We start from the raw sequence: 20276 nt of genomic DNA on the forward strand, positions 1-20276 counted from the left end.
ATGATCTGGGATGCAGAAAATATGAGAGTGACCAACCTCGATGAAGCTAACCAGTTTGTAAAGAGAAATTATCGAGAAGGCTGGAGTCTTTAAATATGAGATATGATCGATCGAAGAAACCTGCCTGGAAAACGTGTGCCCCAAACAATTCAATTTTGTTTTGTTTCCATGGGTATCCTTTTCATGGCAGGTTTTTGCGGTTGTAATTTTGGTAATAAAGAGGAAGATAATAAGGTATGGGATACCCTGGTGGTTACTGCAACTGCTTATAATTCTTTAAGTTATCAAACAGGCCCCGGTGACCCCAATGTAACTGCGTGGGGAGATACTCTGGAGCCGGGAATGAAAGTTATTGCAGTCTCCAGAGATCTAATTAAAAAAGGGCTCGATTATAATACTCCCGTAAAAATCGAAGGCTTTCCGGGGATTTATGTTGTAAAAGATAAAATGCACCACCGCTGGAATAATAAAATAGATATTTATATGGGAAAGAATGTCAAAAACGCCAAAAAGTGGGGCAGAAAAAAAGTAGAAATCCTTTATCTTTCACCGCAGGAGCCCGAGGTGAAAGAATAGAATCTTTCCATATAATAAATAATATGCATCGCAGGCTTATTTAAAACCTAATTAAAATTTCCCAAACATATAGGTTTATTTTCTTCTGAAGAACAATTGGACATCTACTCCAGGTTTTTATAAATCAATTTTGATATAGAGGATTTTCTTAATTGAAAAGTTTTCCTGTCAAACTAAATTCTTGTTAAAGAGGGAGCTTATTTTCAGAAAAAATTGTTTTTTACCTGCTGAAAATGAAGCCTTGCAGATGCAGCCCTTTTAATTTCTTCTAAGAAGAATTTTTATAAGAGGATTAAATTTTTAAAAATCATATCGTAATATATTCATGAGAAAACAGATTATAAAGGTATTGATTGGTGTAAAGAACCTGTTAAGAGATAAATTTGACCAATACAATTTAAACCTTCCCTTTCTCATAACAATATTCGTAGCACTTCTAATAGTTGTAGGAGGAGTCAATCTTTTTGTTGATCTTACAGCCACACTACATACCGAAGCTTTATCAAAGTATGATTCTAAAATAACACAATACATAATTTCCTTTCGCACACCCACCCTGAACAAAATCTTTCAGTTTATAACCAATGTGGGAGACCTGTACGGGTATCTTGTTATTGCCGCTTTAAGCACAGTTTTATTTTATTGGAAATTTAGAAACTGGAGATTCGTTCTGGAAATGATTTTTGTTTTAGTAGTTTCCGGATTGTCTAATGTGGCCTTGAAACAGGTAATTAACCGTGCCCGTCCAGATGCTGAACATTTGGTCTCGGTTGCTACTCTTAGTTATCCCAGTGGTCATGCGATGAGCGCAATGGCCTTTTATGGTTTTCTTATATTTTTATTTTATAATTTTAAATTGAACAGGTGGTTAAAAACACTTGTTATTACTACTTTAGTCCTGCTGATCCTGGCAATAGGAATAAGCAGAATTTACCTGGGAGTTCATTATCCTTCAGACATTGCGGGGGGATATATTGCTGGTTTTATCTGGGTAATATTTTGCGTTGTTCTCTTTCACGTAATTGACCTTTTACGAAAAAGAAGGAAAAGAAAAAAGGAAATTGAACAGGTAGAATAAAACTCTCTTCCCGGCACTATGTGATCGGTGAAAAAACTATGACAGCAAAAACACTTACTTCTTCCACACCATTTATTATCATTGAATTTTGCTTCTTCTATGTTTTTGTGCCATTTATTGCAAATGAATACTTGGACGGCTGGCTTAAGATTATTCCTTTACTTCTAATAGCTCTTACCTTTCTCGTTTTTTTGCTTAGGGACCCGGATTTTAATAATAAAGAATTATTCCAGCTTAACAAGCGGCATCTAAAGAGGAGTGTTGCCAGAGTAATAGTAATAACAATTTTACTGGTATGGTTTACGTGGTGGATCTTTCCTCACTTATTTCTTGGTTATCCTTTTGAGGATTTTACAGGATACCTCCTAACATTCTTCTTATATCCTTTTGCTTCAGTCTTGCCACAGGAACTGGTATACCGGGTGTATTTTTTCCACAGGTATAAAGAGATTGTTCCTGAAAAATATTTATTAATGTTGAGTAATGCTATCATTTTTGGCCTTACCCACTGGATCTATGGCAACTGGGTTGCCCCAATTGCCACCTTTCTCGTAAGCTGGATCTTTATCTTTACTTACCTCAAAAGCAGAAGTTTAATAAATGTAAGCCTGGAGCATTATTTTTATGGAATGGTTATGTTCACCATTGGTTTTGGCTACTATTTTCAATAATTTAAAGCCCAAGCCCCCCAAGTAAGTACCACAGTATTATAAATACTACAATAATTCCTATACAGCCGCAGCCGCCGCCTAATTTTTTTGCACCCCAACCTGCGAGGAGAGCTCTTAATATTTTTTTCATTTTTAGTTGGTTTAGGGAATAAAATTAAATAAACCGTACTTGTGCCAAAAGGCTTTGTGAAAACTTTAATTTGGATCAATAAACTTTTGCCAAAACAACGGTTTATGTATGATTAAATATATCGAAACGACGTTAATTAGCTGGAGAAATTAACCTATACCACAGCTCCCTTCCTAAAGATTCACAGGAAAATCGTAAATTGGGAATAGTGAAACAGGATAAATTAAATTTTATAACAATGCAAATACGAGACGAAGACGATAATACATCTGAAGATTATATCCTTCAGAATAACAAAAAAACCAGATTTGGAGCTACTTTTATAATTATAGTTTTAATCATACTTATTGCTGCTGTTGCAATGACAGGGGTTTACTTTGATTACTGGTAGACCTTAAGAAATTTTTATTTCGTTCAATAGTAAAAATGCTGCATTTACATATTCTTTTTCCAGGAACAGGGCGAAATAGTTAGAAGTTGAGATCATCTCAAATACCGGGATACCTTCATAGGCCAGAAGTTTAAAAATATAAAAATATAATCCAACCGTTTTAGAGCTGTTCTTGGGAAGAGCAATGGTAATACTGGAAAGTTCGTTTTTTATGGAAACCAGTACCTCATGTTTAAAACAATCTGGAACTATATCTTTTAATTCCGCCGAAACTAAAATGTTACTTTCCTGATAATTGCTGGAATAATTAAGGTAAACATCCGGATTATCTTTTACAAGCTCTAAGAGACGAGCCTGGCTGGCCAAAATGCTTTTTGAATTGCGATAGGTATATTCAGTTATTCCTGAACGTACTACAATATCTCCCATTTCCCTGAAATTGGTGTTCTTCAATAAATTTTTCTTGGGAGCATAACGACGTAACGCCATGATAATAGATCCTTGTTGAACTAGCTTTACGAAGTTCCTTTTCAACCTCAGGTTGGAGGTGTGCTGCGAGTGCGCTAAAATTAATAAGATCTTTCGCCAAAGCATCATCAAGAAAAGGTTGATGACGCAACATATTGTGTACAACGGAAGTAATCGTATTCATTGTTAACTATTATACATTTTGTACAAATGTATATAAAATTTGATTTCTTTTTTTTCTGAAAGTATTCTTTATGTAATTATGCCTTTTTAATTTTTGACTGATGAAAGTATTGAAATTTGGAGGTACATCTGTAGGTTCTGCGGAAAGTATTCAAAATGTTAGAACAATTGTTTCCCGCATTGAGGGACCAAAATTAATAGTTCTATCGGCAATGTCCGGTGTAACAAATATCCTGGTGAGGATCAATGAAAACCTGAAAGTAGGGGAAATAACTGAAGCAGAAGAATTGATTTCTGAGCTTAGGAAGAAGCATTTAGATCTTGTAGACAGCTTAATACCTACAGATAATGCTACAGTAATAAATCACGTGAATTCGCTTTTTCAAAAGTTTTTAGAAATCCTACAGGAAGAGAATTCCGAAAATGCTGAAGCAAGGATTGTGACATTTGGAGAAAGTGTTCTAACCTATATTGTTTCAGCCTATTTTTCCTCAAAAGGAATGGATAATCTACTTCTAGAAGCGAAGAAATTTATGCACGTTCCTAATCTGGAAAATCCCGATACAGAAAAAGTGGGAGGATTACTAGGGCATTATTTAAAAGATAAAATAGAAAGTGATATTTACATCACCCAGGGATTCGTACGCACCGATAAGTTTAACAGGATAAATACTCTCAAAAGAGGAGGGAGTGATTATACTGCCACAATACTTGGTGCAGCAATTAGAGCTGAAGAAATCCAAATATGGACAGATATTGATGGATTTCACAACAATGACCCGCGGTATGTGGAAGACACTCATTCCCTTTCACATCTTTCTTTTGAAGAGGCTGCAGAACTTGCTTATTTTGGCGCTAAAATTTTACATCCTCAAACTGTTTCTCCAGTTATTGATAAAAATATCCCGATTTACCTTAAAAATACCTTTACTCCTGACTTACCAGGTACAAAAATTTCTAACGAATTATCACATACTAGGTTTAAAAGCGATTTCAGCGAAAGATGACATAACGGCGATAAAAATTAAATCCAATCGTATGTTAATGGCCCATGGCTTCCTGAAGAAAATTTTTGAAGTATTTGACGCTCACGAGACTGCAATAGACATGATCACTACCTCTGAGATTGCAATTTCTCTAACTATTGATGACACCAAAAATCTTGATGCCATTCTAAAGAATTTAAAAGCTTACGGAGAAATAACTGTAGAGACAGAACATACTATTATTTGTGTAGTAGGTGAGGGGTTAATAGAAGATAAAAATACTGCAAAGCTGTTTGAAGTGCTGCAGGAAATTCCCGTAAGGATGATCTCTTATGGAGGAAGTATCAATAACGTTTCCCTATTAGTAGCGACCGAAAATAAAGTAGCAACCTTAAGAGCTTTACATTCTAAACTTTTTACTCGTGAAAACCACTCCGCGATTGCATAATTAAGGGTTAACTGTTTTGTTTGTTTGTTTTGAACCACCTTCTGCCTTCCATGGGAGGTGGTTTTTTATTATACCTCCCTGGACGTTTTTTCCTTTTGATTTTTGAGTTCAATATATTTGGATAGAAAGTAAGTGCTTCGGGAATAGTGATGTTTGAGCAATAAACCAGTAAAATTCTGGAGACGGTGGTGTTCTAAATTTTTTTCCAGATTTTCTAAGACTTCAAAAAATGTTTCCTGAAATACGGATCTATTAAACCTGGAATTTATAATTCTGTAGCCGTTTTTTACTGCAACAGTCCAGTCTTTTTGTGAACGATATAAATTGACTGCAGCTTCTGCAAAATCCTGGGCTGTGGTTGCTATACTGCCATTCCAGGGAAGGTTGGCATTAATACCTTCGGCACCTACAGGAGTTGTAACAGTTGGTGTTCCATTTTGCATGGCTTCAATAAGTTTCCCTTTAAGTCCGGCTCCAAATCGCAGGGCAGCAAGACTCACCCGGGCAGATCTCACAGCTTCGGCAGCATCTTCTATTCGGCCCTTAATCAAGAAATTATTTTTGGGATCGTTAAGAGAATTAATTTTTGCTGTTGGGTAGGCTCCAAAAATCAACAATTTTGCATCGGGTATTTCCATATGGATAAGCGGCCAAATATCATTTTTTAAAAATTGAACAGCATCTACATTGGGAGCGTGTTTAAAATTTCCTATGCTTATGAAATTTTTTCGGCTATCGAAATCCGGGGATTCTTTTTCCTGTTCTGAAGTTATTGGATCCAGTAGAAAGGGCAGGTAAAATAAAAGATTTTCAGGAATGAAAAATTCGTTTTTCAGCATTTCCATCTCCTTTTCTGAAATTATTAAGCTGAGGTCACATCTGTAAATACTGGAAATTTCCCGTTTTGCAAGATCAGAATTCTTTAAAAATGATCTTTCCAGTGCAGGTTCTTTATATTTTTTTTCTCTGTAATTCCTGAGAAAATGGAGATCTTCAGTATCTAATACGGTAATGGCTTGAGGGCAATGAGCGGTGACTCTCCAGCCAAATTGTTCTTCCATCATAAACCTGTCGTAAATGACGATCGATGGATCCAGCTCTTTTATAAATGAATCAAAACTTGGGTTGTTTAATTCTATTTGTTTTGTCTGGATCCCCAGTTTCTCCAGGTTTTCACAAAATGGTGTGACGATAGCTGTTGTGGCAAAAGTAAGGGAATAGTCAGGGGTTGGAAATAACCTAAGCAACTGCATCATTCGTGTCCCGGCAGCCGAGGAAGATGGTTCCGGCCAAACGTAACCAATAATTAATACCTGCTTCATAATTAATTCAAAAGTAAAGGAAATAAACAGATATTAATTACATCCGGGGATGCTCGAGATTAAACTTTGTATTTCTCGTGCCTCTCCAATAGAACTTTATAATTCATTTCTTTCCTGTTCTTAAGAACCGTTTTTCCAAACCAGGTATGATATTTTTGATTTTTAAGAAAATCAACATTTAGGGCATACCACTCTTCATCGGTATAAAATCTATTGAAAAAATTCTCCCATTCCACACGTAACCTTTCATTTTTAAAAAGATAACTCTCTATTCCCAGGTGGTAAAGATCTGCATCACAAATTATTTTTTCAGCCTTTGTTTTTGGGTTTTGTGGCATTTTAGTAGCCATGATGCAATTTACTACCACTTTTATTTTTTCTTCAGGATACTTTACTTTTTTAAGATACTCCCGGGCATATATTGCACTTTGCTCCTCATGGTCAATATAAGTCTCTGCCATCCCGGTATCGTGAAACAAAGCAGCAATTAATACAGGATCGAGTTCCGCCCCATATACTTCTTCATATTGAGCAATGGTTTTTGTGTAATTGTAGACATCTTTTGTGTGCTCAACACTGTGAAATGGCAATTCTTTACACCTAGCTATTTTCCAGGAAATCTATACAATAACTGTAGGTCTCTGAGAGCAATCCCGACCTGCTCAAGCCTTTGAAAAAATTAAACGCCATGGTTTAGGACATTAAAAATAATATTGTAAAAAGCCTGGTGAACAGGAATAAAATTTAGGTTAAAGGTTTTGGAAAAGGTATTGTAAAATACCTTGAACTCCGGTTTTAAATTTACAAGTTTTAGATGGATACATCAATTTATTATCTACTTTAACCTTTTATTATATCATCTGTACCTAATCGGTTTTGTTTCAGATTTTTACAAGCATCAAATAATTTATTTCCTCTTTATAAATTATAATTAATTCATAAACCATCTTTAGTTACATTTTACATTTCTTATTTTGGAGAAAACCATTTTTTATGAGTAGGGGATTTGTAAAGGAAGACGATCAGGAAGAAGCACCATTTATTCCTCCAAGAGCTGCTTTACCCGCCGGGGCTATAAATTATGTTACTCCTGTAGGATATCATCAACTTTTAAGGGAAAAGGAACAACTTGAAATACAACTTACCTCCATTAATATAGTTGATGAAAAAGAAAAAAGACACGCAAGGGCGGTGCTTAATGGAAGATTAATGTTATTAATTGAAAGAATAAATTCAGCCCGTATTATAGATCCTGTAGACCAGCCTTTAGACGAAGTTAGGTTTGGCGCAGTAGTAACTTATAAAAACCTTACAGGTGGTAAAATAGGTGAAGTAGAAAGGTATCAAATAGTAGGGGTAGATGAAGCTGATATCAGGCTGAACAAAATCGCTTTTGTAGCCCCACTGGCCAAAATCCTTACCGGAAGAAAAAAAGGAGATATCGTAGATTTCTCCCGCGGCCCCCAACTACAACAATTTGAAATTCAGGATATACATTATGATATTCACCGGGAGCTATAACACGTGTAGCTATTTCATCAGAATATTTAAAACCACCTTACATTATCTTTCTTCTTCACAATCAATCCTATATTTTTTTAGATAATATTTTCAGAAATCTTATCTTGGCAATAGGAACTTTAAATTGGCCTAATGATTTATATTGTCAGTGGTGTATCGGGAGTAGGAAAAACAACAATAGGGATCTTACTTTCTAAAAAATTGAAACTCCCTTTTTATGATGCTGATGATTTTCATCCTGAAGATAACATAACCAAAATGGGTGACGGTATTCCGTTACAGGATGAAGACAGAGAGGGCTGGTTAGAAAATCTTTCTCAGGCAATAAGGAAATGGAACAAAGACGGGGGAGCAGTCCTTGCATGTTCTGCATTAAAAGAGCAATACAGGCGAAAACTCGAAAGTATTCCAAAAAAGGAAATTACCTGGATTTTTCTTCATTCAGAATTTGAGATCATCCTGGAACGGCTTAATTCCAGAAAAGGTCATTATTTTAAACCAGCACTACTCCAGTCTCAATACGCTACACTTGAATTTCCAGGCTATGGAATTCATATTAATGTAAACAAAACAGAGCAAGAGGTACTGGATGAGATTATGGAACATTTAAATAATCCAAAATCTGAAATTGGTCTACTGGGGCTGGGGGTAATGGGTAAAAGTCTTGCTATTAACCTGGCCTCCAATGGGGTAAAAGTTGCCGTTTTTAACCGACATGTAGAGAAGATCGAAGTGGATATTGCCAAAAATTTCGCTTTGGAAAATAAAGAGATCTTTAATTTCCCATGGTTTGACGATCTTGAGAAGTTTATAAATTCTCTCGAGAGACCCCGGAATATTTTTTTTATGGTGAATGCAGGTAAGACTGTAGACATTATTATTGAAAGTCTCTTACCGTTTTTGGAAGAAGGGGATCTAATAATTGATGGGGGAAATTCTCATTATAAAGACACTTTGAGAAGGGAACAATTGCTTAAAGAATCCGGAATATTATTTATGGGTACAGGTGTTTCGGGTGGAGAGGAAGGTGCCAGAAAAGGGCCGTCGATTATGCCCGGAGGTTCTAAACAGGCTTATGAGAGAGTGGGAAGTTTTCTTGAAAAGATTGCAGCAAAAGATAAAGATGGAAATCCCTGTTGTACCTATATAGGTCCTGAAGGTGCAGGACATTTTGTAAAAATGTTGCACAATGGAATTGAATATGCAGAGATGCAATTAATAGCTGAATACTACCACTTCTTTAGATTCGGTTTAAAGTTGCCTCCCGATGAAATTGCCGGAATTTTTACCGACTGGAATAAGGAAATGCAGAGTTATCTTCTCGAGATCTCCATTGATATCCTTAAAAGAAAAGAGAATGATGATTATTTGCTGGACAGGATCCTGGATGCAGCCAAACAAAAAGGAACTGGCGGTTGGTCCACAAATGCTGCTTTGGAATTAGGAGTACCTTTTGACACTATAACGGCCGCTGTTATGGCAAGAATAGTATCAGGTAAAAAAGAGGAGCGGGTACAGGTCTTTGAGAAATATAACTCAACAACAACTAATAATATCTCAGGTGGCAGGGAAATTAGTTCTCAATATTTTTCGGCCTATAAAGCAGGCAGTATAATTAATCATGCTATTGGTTTTAGCTTATTAACAGAAGCTTCGGCTGAGTATAAATGGAATTTAAATTTATCTGAAATTGCCCGTATCTGGACGAATGGCTGTATAATTAGATCGGCTTTTATGGAAGAACTTATTGATATATTTAAAGAAAGACCCGGCGGAAATCTTTTGTTACATCCCGTGATCATAAACAGGATGAAAGATCATCGTAAAGATCTTTTAGCAGTAATAAGTGAGGCCTTAAAGGAAGGTTTTCCTGTACCTGTACTTTCCGCTGCCGGAAATTATTTTCTTGCCTACACTTCAGAACAAACATCGGCAAATATGATACAGGCGCAAAGAGACTATTTTGGTGCTCACACCTATGAACGCAACGATAAGTCCAGGGGAGAATTTTTTCATACGAACTGGAAGCCTGGTAATTAATGGATATTCAATTACTCTCTGCCGTATTTATTGGAATTACACTTTTACTCTTTCTTATTCTTCGCCTCAAGATTCAGGCTTTTTTGGCTCTCCTTATAGTGTGTATTGTGGTTGGAATGATTGCGGGTATGCCCGCAAATGCGATTCTGGAAACGATGAAGGAGGGGATGGGCAGCACCCTGGGATTTGTAGCCACTGTAGTGGGACTTGGAGCTCTCTTTGGAGGTATTCTAGAACAATCTGGAGGGGCCCAACGTCTGGCTTCTTTTATGCTTCAAAAAACAGGTGAAAAAAATGCTCCTGGGCGATGATGATAACGGGATTTGTAGTTGCCATTCCTGTATTTTTTGATGTCGCATTTATTATACTGGTTCCTGTCACTTATGCTTTAAGCAAGAGAACTGGTAAATCATTGCTGTTGTTCGCCATTCCTTTACTTGCAGGTCTTGCGGTTACACACGCTTTTATACCTCCAACTCCTGGCCCTATAGCCGTCGCTGATATTCTAGGTGCAGACCTGGGTTGGGTAATCATTTTTGGTTTTATAGTAGGCCTTCCGGCGGCCCTCATCAGCGGACCGTATTCGCCAAATTTCTTTCAAAGAGAATGGTAATAGAGCCACATGTTTTTGAAGAAAAGAAAGATTATGATGAAAGTAAAGCTCCGTCTCCAGCTCTAATTTTATCCATCATTTTAATCCCAATAGTTTTAATAGTTACAAATACAGTAGTGGGGAGCCCTCTTTTTGCTGATGTATCTCTTGGAAGTGGTTTCCTTTATATGGTGGAATTATTAGGGCATCCTTTCACAGCACTTATAATTGCCAATCTTATAGCCTGGTATTTTCTTGGAGTGAGGCGTGGGATGCAAAAAGAATATTTACTGAAAGTAGCAACAAAATCTTTCCAGGCTGCAGGAATTATTATTCTGCTTACAGGAGCTGGCGGAGCATTTAAACAGATTCTCATAAGCACCGGAGCAGGAGAAATGATAGCGAACGGACTGAATAACAGCTTCTTCAATCCCCTGTTGTTCGGTTTTGTGGTTGCAGCTCTTGTAAGGATCCTTCAAGGATCGTCTACCGTTGCCATGATTACTGCCGCCGGAATAACTGCTCCTGTTCTTGAAGGGGAGAATTTTGGAGTAGAACAAATTTCATTGATTGTTATAGCAATAGCTTCAGGAGCAACAATACTTTCCCACGTTAATGACAGCGGATTTTGGCTCGTGGGACAATACCTGGGATTGTCAGAAAAACAAACTTTCAGGTCCTGGACGATGATGACCACAATCATTGCAGGGGTAGGATTGGGAATGTCTTTGCTTTTGTGGTATTTGATTTAAAATAAGAATAGTTATCTTCGACTTAAATACTTTTACTACTATGAAAAATACATATTCTACAAACCTTAATTTATCGCACGTAGACATTGGCCTTTTTATCTTTAGAATAGGTATTTCTGCTCTTATGCTTACCCACGGCTATCCTAAGTTGCTCCGGTTTTTCGGAAGTGAGGAAATTGCATTTGCCGATCCCCTGGGAATGGGAGAAGTAGCCAGTTTTACCTTTGCAGTTTTTGCAGAATTTATTTGTTCGATCCTTATAATCCTTGGATTTGGAACGCGACTGGCAGCTATTCCCTTAATTGGGACAATGGCGGTAGCAGCTTTAATAGTTCATATGCCAGACGGGTTTGTTAGACAGGAATTGCCATTATTGTATCTGGTGGGATATATTTTGCTTTTCTTTACAGGTGGAGGAAAATATTCTTTGGACTGGTTCCTTCTGAAAAAGAAATAAAAAAGGCTGAACAATTGCCCAGCCTTTAATTTTATTAGTCCTTTTTAGGAACTTCTCTGTCTGGGTTAGGGTGATCAGCATTCTTTTCTTCGTCTGTCCTAACTCCGCGTTGATTGAATTGGTAGTTTTCTTCATCAGGAATTCCCGTGCCCTCATGGGAAGTATCTCTCTCATCACGGCCTGGAATATCGAGATCTTTTGCTGTAAAATCAACTAAGTCTTTCTCTTTCAGCTAAGGATTTATCCTGTCCCTGATTCATACTGCGGCCCTTTTGATGGAGAGCCTGTAGATCATCCTTGTTTATGTTTGGATCGTACGGGAGATCGTTTTTCTCAATATGATTATTCTCTCTTACTGGTTTATTGGATAAGGGTTTGTTTTCTTTCTCGCTCATAATTTTTTCTTTCTTCTAAAGTTAAAAAATACATGAGTCTTTTAAGGAATTGGTGGGTTAAATTCTAGTTAAAGAGCGTCAAAGGTCTGTTCAATGCCTTGTAAAAAATTTCACCAAAGGGAAATAAAAAAGGGTAAAGCCTCAGCTTCACCCTTAATATAATTTTTCTTTTTCTATTCTATTATTGCTCAGATTCAAGCAATGCCAGGAACTTATCCAGGTTTGGAAGAATTACTATTCTCGTCCTTCTGTTCTTAGCCATATTTTCTTTAGAGTCATTCTCTGTTAAAGGAGCATAACTACTTCTACCTTAGCAGCGATAAGTTTCTCAGGAGCAACATCGTATTTATCCTGTAACAATCTCACTATAGAAGTCGCTCTTCTAACACTTAGATCCCAGTTATCCTGTAAATGTGAACCCGGTACAATAGTTTGGGAATCTGTATGTCCTTCCACCATAACTTCCATACTTGGCTCTGAGTTTATAACCTCTGCAAGATTTTTAAGAAGATCGTGAGCTTTGTTACTTACTCTATAACTTCCGCTGTTAAAAAGAAGTTTATCAGACACATTGATCATTACTACTGTTTTATCTACAGTAATATCAATATCTTCACTATTTACATCATCAGTAATAGATTCTTTTAAATTATAAGATACTGCAAGGTTAATAGAATCTTCAAGAGTTTTTGCTTCTGCAAGTTGGGCCTGGTCTACATTTTTAAGAGTCTCACGCATTTTGCGTTTGTTATTGGTAGACATTGCTGTTAAGTCATTCATCTCCAGTCTTTCATCACTTGATTGCTGAAGAGAATTTATTTTTGCATTGTAATCGGCAACTCTTGCTTCAATAGCACTGAGTTTGCTTTCTGCTTCTTGTTTTGCAACAGTCTCTTTTTGAAGATTGCTACGGGTGTTGTTTAATTCACCTTCTAATTCAACATATTTTTTCTTAGATACACATGAGGTTAATATCCCTGCGGACATTATTGCCAGTACTACTGTTTTTTTCATTTTTTTCATTTTTTAATTTGGTCCATATTTGTTTTGGTTGGTCTTAGAACCGTTAACTTAAGTGCGAGTTTTGTGCCATTCCCTTTTAAAGGACCGCTAACACGGTATTTTTGCCCGGGAAGAGAACTACAAATCTCCTCTTTCTGCCTCACAATGTACTATTTAAAGGAAAAAAGGAGCGCTAAAGAATTGCTAATTTTACAATTTGCTGATTTTTCCAAATGTTAATAAAAGCGCAGAACCTGTGGAAAAACCTAGGGAAAGTGTGCATTTTTACCACAGTTTTATGGCTAGCGGCTTTTATCCTTAACCGATTATTCCCTTACATCCGGTGGAAAATTGTCTTTAGTGTTGTAGTTTTGGACCGAAACTAAGGTCTCCGGCATCACCAAGTCCTGGAACAATATAGCCTTTCTCATTGAGGTGTTCATCAATGGCCGCTATCCAAAGATGTGATCGTTCCGGAAGATTATCAGAAACAAATTTTATTCCCGGTTTAGCTCCAATAACTGATACCAAATGAATCTCTTTTGGAGTACCCATGGGTTTAAGAGCTTCAAAAACAGTCACAAAAGAACCATAGGTGGCCAGCATTGGATCTGCAAGAATAAGAATTTTATTCTCGAGGGAAGGAGAAGCGAGATACTCCACCTTAATTTCAAATTCATTATCTGACGTATGATGGCGGTAGGCGGAAATAAAAGTATTTTCTGCCGTATCAAAATACCCTAATATACCATTGTGCAAAGGAAGTCCCGCTCTAAGAATTGAACATATTACTATTTCTTCTGTGGGTATGAATACATCAGCTTTCCCAATAGGTGTTTCTACAGTATCCTTTTTATATTCCAGAGTTTTGCTCAGTTCGTAAGCAAGGATTTCACCAACTCTCTCCACATTGCGACGAAATCGCAACATATCTTTTTGAACATTTATATCTCTTAATTCTGCTATAAATTTTTCAGCAATAGATCTGCTTTGCAGTAGATGGTGTATTTGCATTTTAAATTAAATTCATTTCTATTTAAGCAATAATTTGTTCTCGTTGGAACTTGCTGCGATACTGTACGGGAGAAATTCCGGTAAACCTCTTAAATGTATTTCTAAAAGCCTTAATATCATTATACCCTACATCATACATTACCTCGTTAATATTTTTGGCGCCAGACTCCAGTTCTTTTTTTGCTGCTTCAATCTTGACCCGTTGGATATATTCGGTAATGGTATTAGTTGTTGCTTTTTTAAATCTTCTCTCAAGGCTCCTTCGGCTCAATGCAAATTTACTCGCCAAATCCTCAACATTTATTCTTTCTCTAAAATTGCTTTCAATAAATTCCTGTGCTTTTCCTACAGGAGCATCATCATGTTCTCTTTGTCCTTCAAAGATAATAAATGGCGACTGGCTTGCTTTATTAATATCTATCATAAAAGCTTTAGAAGTTAAAAGAGCAAATTCCCGCCCCACGTATTTCTCAATAATATACAACAGTAGATTAAGGTAGGAATAGGCGCCTCCACTAGTATATATACCAGAATCATCGGTAAGGATCTTGTCATCTACCAGATTTACATCAGGATACATCTTCCGGAAATCGGCAGCATGAATCCAATGGGTTGCACATTGTTTTCCATGTAATAAACCAGTTGATGCCAGAAAAAATGCGCCCACACATAAACTGGCAATTTCAGCTCCTGCCTTATGTTGTTCCAGGATCCAGGGAACAAAATCCTTGTTACCATTATAAGCCTCTAATTGATCGCCATGAATGGCAGGTATAATAATAAGATCGGTTTTGGTAATTTCTGAAGTTAACTTATGGGGATTCACCGTAAATAGGCCACTGGACTGCATGGTTTCCCGGGCTAAGCCTACTAATTCTACTTCAAAATAGGGGTCTCTGCCTGCCTGTATTAAAAAATGGTTTACATAATTAAATACCTGGTGGCTTCCTTCAATGTTTACCAGGCTCGTATGACCTTTAGGAATAAGAATTGAGATATGTTTCATCTTCAGGAATTTTAAAGGTAGTTCTTCCTGCTTCATAGCTACAATAAAGATAATCAATAATTTGTCGCAAACAACCCTTTATGTTGGCGTAATGAACCCCTTCAAATATACGTTTTCCTGTTTATATTTATTTCTTCAATTTAGCCCCTATTAAAACTGTAACCTCAAATCCTATTATAATTAAGGATCGAAAAAAGACAATACTGTATTATTGAAGGACCTTGAACGGGTGGGGGAGGAGATTTTTAATATTGAAGGAACATCAGTGTCTCAAGAGCTATGGAAAAATTGAAGAAAATGGCTGAAGAAAAAAGAAGCGCTAATCCTGATTTAATTTTAACCTGTTATAACAAATCTTATAAATTATGAAAAATTTCGTTTTAATTCTCGCTGTTTTCCTGTTCTTTTCGTCTTATACAGGAGTAACTCAAACTGTCCAGACTTTAAAGACAGAAGAATCGTACAATGATAAAGCAGCTCTTCTTAAATATTATGAAGAGACCGCTAAAGAACTGGAGAATAAAATAAAAGGTCTTTCTGAAGTGCAATTAAAGTTTAAGCCATCAGAAGAAAGCTGGAGTATAAGCCAGTGTCTGGAACATATCATTGCTACCGAAAAAATGCTTTTTGGAATGACTAAGGAGCTACTGGAAAAACCTGAAAATGCCGAAAGACGTTCAGAAATAACAGTTACAGATGAGCAACTGGTATCAGGAATGACTGACAGGTCTACAAAGTATAAGGCCTCAGCTGAAATTCAGCCGGAAGGCACCTACACTTCTCCACAGGAAGCTCTAAAAGATTTCAAAGAACAAAGAGAGGAAATCCAGTCTTTTATCAAAAATAGTAAAGCAAATATGAGAAACTATATTTCCGATTCTCCTGCCGGGGCAGTAGACGGGCATCAAAGCCTCCTATTTATTGCTGGTCACACGGCGAGGCACACAAAACAAATAGAAGAAATTATCTCTCAACCAGCTTTCCCTAATTAGTTTTTTAAAAGAATAATTGCGAGGGCCCTAAAAAAGATCTTTTATAACATTTTTACAGCGTTCTTTTATTAATTTTTGGTGCTGTTTTTGATAACCTGCAAGAAGAGATTCTATATATTTGGTTTTATGAAAAAATTTCTTGCTTTCGGTTGTATTTGTTTATTTCCTGCAATATTCTTTTCGCAGGAAATACCTTCTTCTACCAGTAAACCTGTATTTGAGCGGTCTATTCCTGCAAGTTCAGGCTTACCTTCTATTTTACTTCGTGAAGCTCCTAAAGAAGATTACAAGCTCAAGGATGATCCCACCAAACCTAAGCCTCTGGAGATGATGAATAAACAGGAATTGCTTACTGCCGGAGATTTTATAGAAAAAAAATGGGCTGAAGATGAAAAAGCAAAGTCAGAATATGGAGAGGGGCAAAATTTGGGAAATTTTGTTACAAAGGGAAAATTTGTAGAGATCTATTGCAGGGATTATCAATATGTGGATGGTGACAGGGTACGGGTAATCGTTAATGGAAAAGTGGTAAATTCTGACATTACTCTTGGAGCAGGTTATACTCCAATTTTAGTAGTTTTAAAAGATGGATTTAATACTGTTGAAATAGAAGCCTTAAACCAGGGATCTTCCGGGCCAAATACGGCCGCTTTTACTGTTTTTGATGAAACAGGAAAACAAATAACTTCGAATTACTGGAACTTACTTTCCGGAGCTAAAGCCAGTATGATCGTGGTTAAAAATTAAATATTACTCTAGGCATTTCCCTGAAAGATATTGTAGATATTGAAACCAAACATGATAAGGATCGTGAGGAAGGCTATTACTGTGGGTACAGGTATATTCTTCACATTTAGCGGTATCCTGAATGGAGGTTTATCTTTTTCTTTTCCTCTTAGCTTGATCCGGAGGTAAATTAAAGCCACGTTTACAGTACCAAAAACAATGAAAATAAAAATGTTGCTTATACTGGCTACTATTTTCAAATTTCCAATTAAGCCAAAAGCTATCGCCAAAGCTGCTATAGCCAAAATTGCAATAGTAGGAACATCTCCCGGGCCGGAGATCGTTGTGAATTTTTGAAGCCATTTTATTTCGCTATCGCGGGCAACGTCATAAATCATCCGTGAGGTTCCAAGGATGTTTGAAAGTATGGTCTTGCTGGTAGCAAAAAGAGCAACCACAACTAATATTGTTGCTCCTATGGCACTCCATTTAGTTTCAATGACTTCAGCAGGGGGACCATTGGAGTTTGCCAGAGACTGCCATTCAAGAACACTTACAGCGCTTATGGCAATTAACACATAAACGAAGAGAACAGCGACACCACTTAATAACAGGGCTTTCGGCATATATTTTTTGGGTTCTTTAGTTTCTTCGGCCATTTTCACTAAATCTTCAAATCCAATGTAGCTGAAGAAGATTAGAGCTCCCCCGCAAGAATCCCTATCCAGCCTTTGTCTGTTGTTTCCAAAAGCTTTACACTTCCTATTTCCGGTAAGCTCACGCCCACCACAAGTGCAAGCCCAAGAAGGGTTACAATGGTTGCAAAGGCGTTATAATAAGAACTGTATTTTGCTCCGATAATGTTAAAAAATGCCATCAGGGCAATTATTGCAATTACCATTATAGAGGCCGGAATGTTGACAAGCCTCCCCAAATAGTCAGCAAAGCTAATAGCTATTGCGGCCGCGGCAACCACTCCTGTAAAGGTGATAAAAATGGACATGCCAAGGGCTGTTTTGGGTCCAAAGCTTTGTTTAATGTATTCATAGCTGCCTCCGGCATCAGGAAGTCGTGAGACAAATTCAGCGTAAGATAACCCGGTTAACAAAGCAACCGCAGCTGCAATTATAAAGCTTACCCATAGCATATTTCTTCTGAGAGCTGCTGCCTGGCCTATGATTGCATATATACCTGCTCCTACCACACCACCAACACCAAAGAGAAATACATCCCAAAAGCCAAGAGTTCTTTTTAATTCCTTTTCTGCCATTTTTAATCTGTCTTTTTTTGGTTCGCTCATAAAATAAGAAATTTTAGCCTCTTTACCTTAAGCTAAGTCCAGCCAGGTCCAGGTTTTGCATTCTTCAGGGAGCATTTATGTTTCATTGAATGAAAATTTGTAATTTTAGTTGGATTTCTAAACTAATTAAAAACATTAAACATTCTATATGAAGAAGGTCCTCATTGCAATTGATTATAATCCTACTTCCCAGGAAGTGGCAGAAAAAGGATACCAGCTCGCTAAAACAATGGGTGCCGAAGTATGTCTCATCCACGCAATTTCTGATGTTGCTCACTATGGGATGCGTTATCCTCCTTTTATGGGCTATGATGGATTTGATGCTTAGGTGCCGTGGACATTGAACTCGTAAATCAAAGGCGGGAAATGACTGAAGATTACCTTAAAACTGCTGCTGATCATCTTGCTGATCCCTCTGTTTCAACTTATCTTGCTGAAGGAGATGCCGCGAGGGCAATCCTGGATTATGCCGATGAATGGAATGCTGACCTTATAGTATTTGGAACTCACAGCCACTCTGTACTCGAAAAATTATTTATGGGCACCGTTGCATCTACTATTTTGGAAAAGACAAAAATTCCTGTTTTTGTTGTTCCGGTAAAGAAAGAGTAGTGAATTTATTAAATCATTAAAGGTGCTGGAAAAAGCCTCAGAAGGAAATTCATGAATTCTGTAGTGAAAGTTTTTATTTTACATTTCTTTGCAGCTCCAATGAGAAGTGTCAAAAAATTTCCTGCTCCTTAATGAAAAAGAATGATCCCTACGCGGCCTTGCGTTACCGCGAGTTCAATATATTTCTTTTGGTAAGATTTGCAATGGTTTTTGCCTGGTCTATGCAATTCGTTGTAATAGAGTGGGAGGTGTACAGTCTCACCAAAGACCCTCTCTCTCTTGGAATAATTGGTTTAATGGAAGTTATTCCCGCAGTTTCCCTTGCTCTTTTTGCGGGACATGTGGTAGATCAAAAGGAAAAAAAATCACTACTAATAAAATGCATCCTTGGGTTTTCTGTCATAAGTTTGGGATTGTTCCTTATCACCTGGCCTGAGGTGTGGACAGGAGTGTCAGAAAAAACTACTTTATATAGTATATATTTCCTTGTATTCCTGGGAGGCATTGTACGCGCTTTTTTAGGTCCTACAATTTTCTCTCTTTTTTCACTCATTATTCCGAAGAGGGTTTACCCAAATGCGGCCACCTGGAGCAGTTCGGTTTGGCAGTTTGGAGCTGTTCTTGGTCCTGCACTTGCTGGTTTGACAATTCACTGGATTGGAGTTCACTGGTCGCTCTGCCTTATTTTTGGCTTTTCACTTCTGGCTCTTATAGCGCTCTCTCAGATTTCAGCCAAACCTATTCTAAATACCAAAATTGGAGAACCCGTGTTCCAGAGTTTAAAAGAAGGAGTAAAATTTGTGTGGAATAAAAAAATCATATTAGGTGCGATTACCCTGGATATGATTGCCGTTCTATTTGGTGGTGCCGTTGCGCTCTTACCTGTTTTTGCACAGGATATTTTAAAAGTAGGGCCTGAAGGGTTTGGGATATTAAGAGCTGCTCCTGCTGTAGGAGCCTGTATAATAATGTTTACTTCTGCTTACTTCCCACTGAACAGGAATGCTTAGGTTTGAAATTACTTGCGGCCATCTTCGGATTTGGAGTTTGTATCATAGTTTTTGGTCTATCTTCCTGGTTCTGGCTCTCTGTATTGGCTCTGTTTTTAAGTGGTGCTACAGATGGAATTTCAATGATCATCCGGCAGACGATCCTTCAGCTTAAAACACCAGATCATATGAGAGGCCGGGTAGCATCTGTCAATTCCATGTTTGTAGGTTCTTCCAATGAACTTGGTGCCTTTGAAAGCGGACTTACAGCTAAATTGATGGGGACAGTTACCGCGGTAGTATTTGGTGGTACTATGACTATTATAACAGTAGTAGCCACGGGTGCTTTATTTCCTTCTTTTAGAAAACTTGATCTTCGAAAAGACCTTGAGGAGCACGAAAAGGAAAACTAATTATTCTCATTTCTCCCGAATATTTCATTATAGTAGGCGACAGAATTTTCAGTAAAAAAAATTATTAAATTTCTATTCTTTAATGTTGCTTTAGTGCCTATATTTGCCGCCTTTATCAAGAATCTCAATTGGGAGATAGCAACCTGCATAACGAGCAAGGTGCTAAAGCGATAAGCCAATCTTTGGAACAAACGTTTAATTTTCCTTTGCTA

22 protein-coding genes, 3 pseudogenes and 1 riboswitch are annotated in these 20276 nt (G+C 37.3%); of the genes and pseudogenes, 15 read left to right on the forward strand and 10 right to left on the reverse strand.

The window, feature by feature from the left end:
* Nucleotides 1–183: 183 nt before the first annotated feature.
* The 3 genes from LZ575_RS02280 (at nt 184) to LZ575_RS02290 (ending at nt 2325) form a co-directional block, all read left to right on the forward strand.
* Nucleotides 184–576: a 3D domain-containing protein gene (locus tag LZ575_RS02280; protein WP_235330657.1), complete on the forward strand. Its 393-nt coding sequence runs from the start codon at nt 184–186 to the stop codon at nt 574–576.
* A gap of 325 nt (nt 577–901) precedes the next feature.
* Nucleotides 902–1654, forward strand: a complete 753-nt coding sequence (locus LZ575_RS02285; RefSeq protein WP_235328098.1) for a phosphatase PAP2 family protein — start codon at nt 902–904, stop codon at nt 1652–1654.
* 38 nt (nt 1655–1692) lie between these two features.
* Nucleotides 1693–2325, forward strand: a complete 633-nt coding sequence (locus tag LZ575_RS02290; protein ID WP_235328100.1) for a type II CAAX prenyl endopeptidase Rce1 family protein — start codon at nt 1693–1695, stop codon at nt 2323–2325.
* 1 nt (nt 2326) lies between these two features.
* Here the strand turns inward: LZ575_RS02290 and LZ575_RS22210 are convergent, their stop codons facing one another.
* Nucleotides 2327–2455 (reverse strand): hypothetical protein, encoded by a 129-nt coding sequence (locus LZ575_RS22210; protein WP_255702735.1) that lies wholly within the window; start codon nt 2453–2455, stop codon nt 2327–2329.
* A 238-nt stretch (nt 2456–2693) separates the two neighbouring features.
* Here LZ575_RS22210 and LZ575_RS02295 point away from each other — a divergent pair, with 238 nt between their 5' ends.
* On the forward strand, nt 2694–2846 hold the full coding sequence (locus LZ575_RS02295) for a hypothetical protein (protein WP_235328102.1): 153 nt from the start codon (nt 2694–2696) through the stop codon (nt 2844–2846).
* Nucleotides 2847–2849: 3 nt separating this feature from the next.
* On the opposite strand, the gene LZ575_RS02300 is transcribed toward LZ575_RS02295, so the two are convergent.
* Nucleotides 2850–3335: a hypothetical protein gene (locus LZ575_RS02300; protein WP_235328104.1), complete on the reverse strand. Its 486-nt coding sequence runs from the start codon at nt 3333–3335 to the stop codon at nt 2850–2852.
* A 263-nt stretch (nt 3336–3598) separates the two neighbouring features.
* Here LZ575_RS02300 and LZ575_RS02305 point away from each other — a divergent pair, with 263 nt between their 5' ends.
* Complete coding sequence (locus LZ575_RS02305; RefSeq protein ID WP_311195933.1) at nt 3599–4504, forward strand: aspartate kinase; 906 nt, start codon at nt 3599–3601, stop codon at nt 4502–4504.
* A gap of 37 nt (nt 4505–4541) precedes the next feature.
* Nucleotides 4542–4931 (forward strand): ACT domain-containing protein, encoded by a 390-nt coding sequence (locus LZ575_RS23125; protein ID WP_311195934.1) that lies wholly within the window; start codon nt 4542–4544, stop codon nt 4929–4931.
* A gap of 68 nt (nt 4932–4999) precedes the next feature.
* Here the strand turns inward: LZ575_RS23125 and LZ575_RS02310 are convergent, their stop codons facing one another.
* On the reverse strand, nt 5000–6253 hold the full coding sequence (locus LZ575_RS02310; protein ID WP_235328106.1) for a glycosyltransferase family 4 protein: 1254 nt from the start codon (nt 6251–6253) through the stop codon (nt 5000–5002).
* Between the two features lie 59 nt (nt 6254–6312).
* Complete coding sequence (locus LZ575_RS02315; protein ID WP_235328108.1) at nt 6313–6843, reverse strand: HD domain-containing protein; 531 nt, start codon at nt 6841–6843, stop codon at nt 6313–6315.
* A 403-nt stretch (nt 6844–7246) separates the two neighbouring features.
* On the opposite strand from LZ575_RS02315, the gene LZ575_RS02320 reads away from it, so the two are divergent.
* From LZ575_RS02320 to LZ575_RS02335, 4 genes and pseudogenes are all read left to right on the forward strand, one after another.
* Nucleotides 7247–7774 (forward strand): GreA/GreB family elongation factor, encoded by a 528-nt coding sequence (locus LZ575_RS02320; protein ID WP_235328110.1) that lies wholly within the window; start codon nt 7247–7249, stop codon nt 7772–7774.
* A gap of 132 nt (nt 7775–7906) precedes the next feature.
* On the forward strand, nt 7907–9814 hold the full coding sequence (gene gndA, locus LZ575_RS02325; RefSeq protein WP_235328112.1) for an NADP-dependent phosphogluconate dehydrogenase: 1908 nt from the start codon (nt 7907–7909) through the stop codon (nt 9812–9814).
* Nucleotides 9814–11158 (forward strand): annotated as a pseudogene (locus tag LZ575_RS02330) (GntP family permease). The gene gndA and the pseudogene LZ575_RS02330 overlap by 1 nt, the downstream one beginning before the upstream one ends.
* A gap of 40 nt (nt 11159–11198) precedes the next feature.
* The gene (locus LZ575_RS02335) at nt 11199–11615 is read left to right on the forward strand and encodes a DoxX family protein (RefSeq protein WP_235328114.1); all 417 of its coding nucleotides are present in this window, start codon (nt 11199–11201) and stop codon (nt 11613–11615) included.
* Nucleotides 11616–11824: 209 nt separating this feature from the next.
* Here the strand turns inward: LZ575_RS02335 and LZ575_RS02340 are convergent, their stop codons facing one another.
* The 4 genes and pseudogenes from LZ575_RS02340 to LZ575_RS02355 all read right to left on the reverse strand — a co-directional run bounded on the left by LZ575_RS02340 (nt 11825) and on the right by LZ575_RS02355 (nt 15032).
* A complete protein-coding gene (locus tag LZ575_RS02340) occupies nt 11825–12010 on the reverse strand; it encodes a hypothetical protein (RefSeq protein WP_235328116.1) in 186 nt (61 codons plus the stop codon).
* A 181-nt stretch (nt 12011–12191) separates the two neighbouring features.
* Nucleotides 12192–13024: pseudogene (locus tag LZ575_RS02345) on the reverse strand (OmpA family protein).
* A gap of 345 nt (nt 13025–13369) precedes the next feature.
* Nucleotides 13370–14026: a uracil phosphoribosyltransferase gene (gene upp, locus LZ575_RS02350; RefSeq protein ID WP_235328118.1), complete on the reverse strand. Its 657-nt coding sequence runs from the start codon at nt 14024–14026 to the stop codon at nt 13370–13372.
* Nucleotides 14027–14048: 22 nt separating this feature from the next.
* Nucleotides 14049–15032, reverse strand: coding sequence for a GlxA family transcriptional regulator (locus LZ575_RS02355; RefSeq protein ID WP_235328120.1), 984 nt, complete (start codon nt 15030–15032; stop codon nt 14049–14051).
* Nucleotides 15033–15397: 365 nt separating this feature from the next.
* Here LZ575_RS02355 and LZ575_RS02360 point away from each other — a divergent pair, with 365 nt between their 5' ends.
* The gene (locus tag LZ575_RS02360) at nt 15398–16024 is read left to right on the forward strand and encodes a DinB family protein (protein WP_235328122.1); all 627 of its coding nucleotides are present in this window, start codon (nt 15398–15400) and stop codon (nt 16022–16024) included.
* A 126-nt stretch (nt 16025–16150) separates the two neighbouring features.
* On the forward strand, nt 16151–16771 hold the full coding sequence (locus tag LZ575_RS02365; protein ID WP_235328124.1) for a hypothetical protein: 621 nt from the start codon (nt 16151–16153) through the stop codon (nt 16769–16771).
* A gap of 8 nt (nt 16772–16779) precedes the next feature.
* Here LZ575_RS02365 and LZ575_RS22215 read toward each other — a convergent pair whose 3' ends face one another.
* A complete protein-coding gene (locus LZ575_RS22215; protein WP_255702739.1) occupies nt 16780–17409 on the reverse strand; it encodes an APC family permease in 630 nt (209 codons plus the stop codon).
* Nucleotides 17410–17447: 38 nt separating this feature from the next.
* Nucleotides 17448–18050 (reverse strand): APC family permease, encoded by a 603-nt coding sequence (locus LZ575_RS22220; protein WP_255702741.1) that lies wholly within the window; start codon nt 18048–18050, stop codon nt 17448–17450.
* Between the two features lie 148 nt (nt 18051–18198).
* On the opposite strand from LZ575_RS22220, the gene LZ575_RS22225 reads away from it, so the two are divergent.
* From LZ575_RS22225 to LZ575_RS02380, 3 genes and pseudogenes are all read left to right on the forward strand, one after another.
* On the forward strand, nt 18199–18378 hold the full coding sequence (locus tag LZ575_RS22225; protein WP_255702742.1) for a universal stress protein: 180 nt from the start codon (nt 18199–18201) through the stop codon (nt 18376–18378).
* Nucleotides 18379–18383: 5 nt separating this feature from the next.
* On the forward strand, nt 18384–18662 hold the full coding sequence (locus LZ575_RS22230; RefSeq protein ID WP_255702743.1) for a universal stress protein: 279 nt from the start codon (nt 18384–18386) through the stop codon (nt 18660–18662).
* Between the two features lie 131 nt (nt 18663–18793).
* Nucleotides 18794–20064 (forward strand): annotated as a pseudogene (locus LZ575_RS02380) (MFS transporter).
* Between the two features lie 107 nt (nt 20065–20171).
* A riboswitch (SAM-I-IV-variant riboswitch) is annotated at nt 20172–20266 on the forward strand.
* Nucleotides 20267–20276: the final 10 nt, after the last annotated feature.

The sequence above is a fragment of the Antarcticibacterium sp. 1MA-6-2 genome, from assembly GCF_021535135.1.
Lineage (GTDB): Bacteria > Bacteroidota > Bacteroidia > Flavobacteriales > Flavobacteriaceae > Gillisia.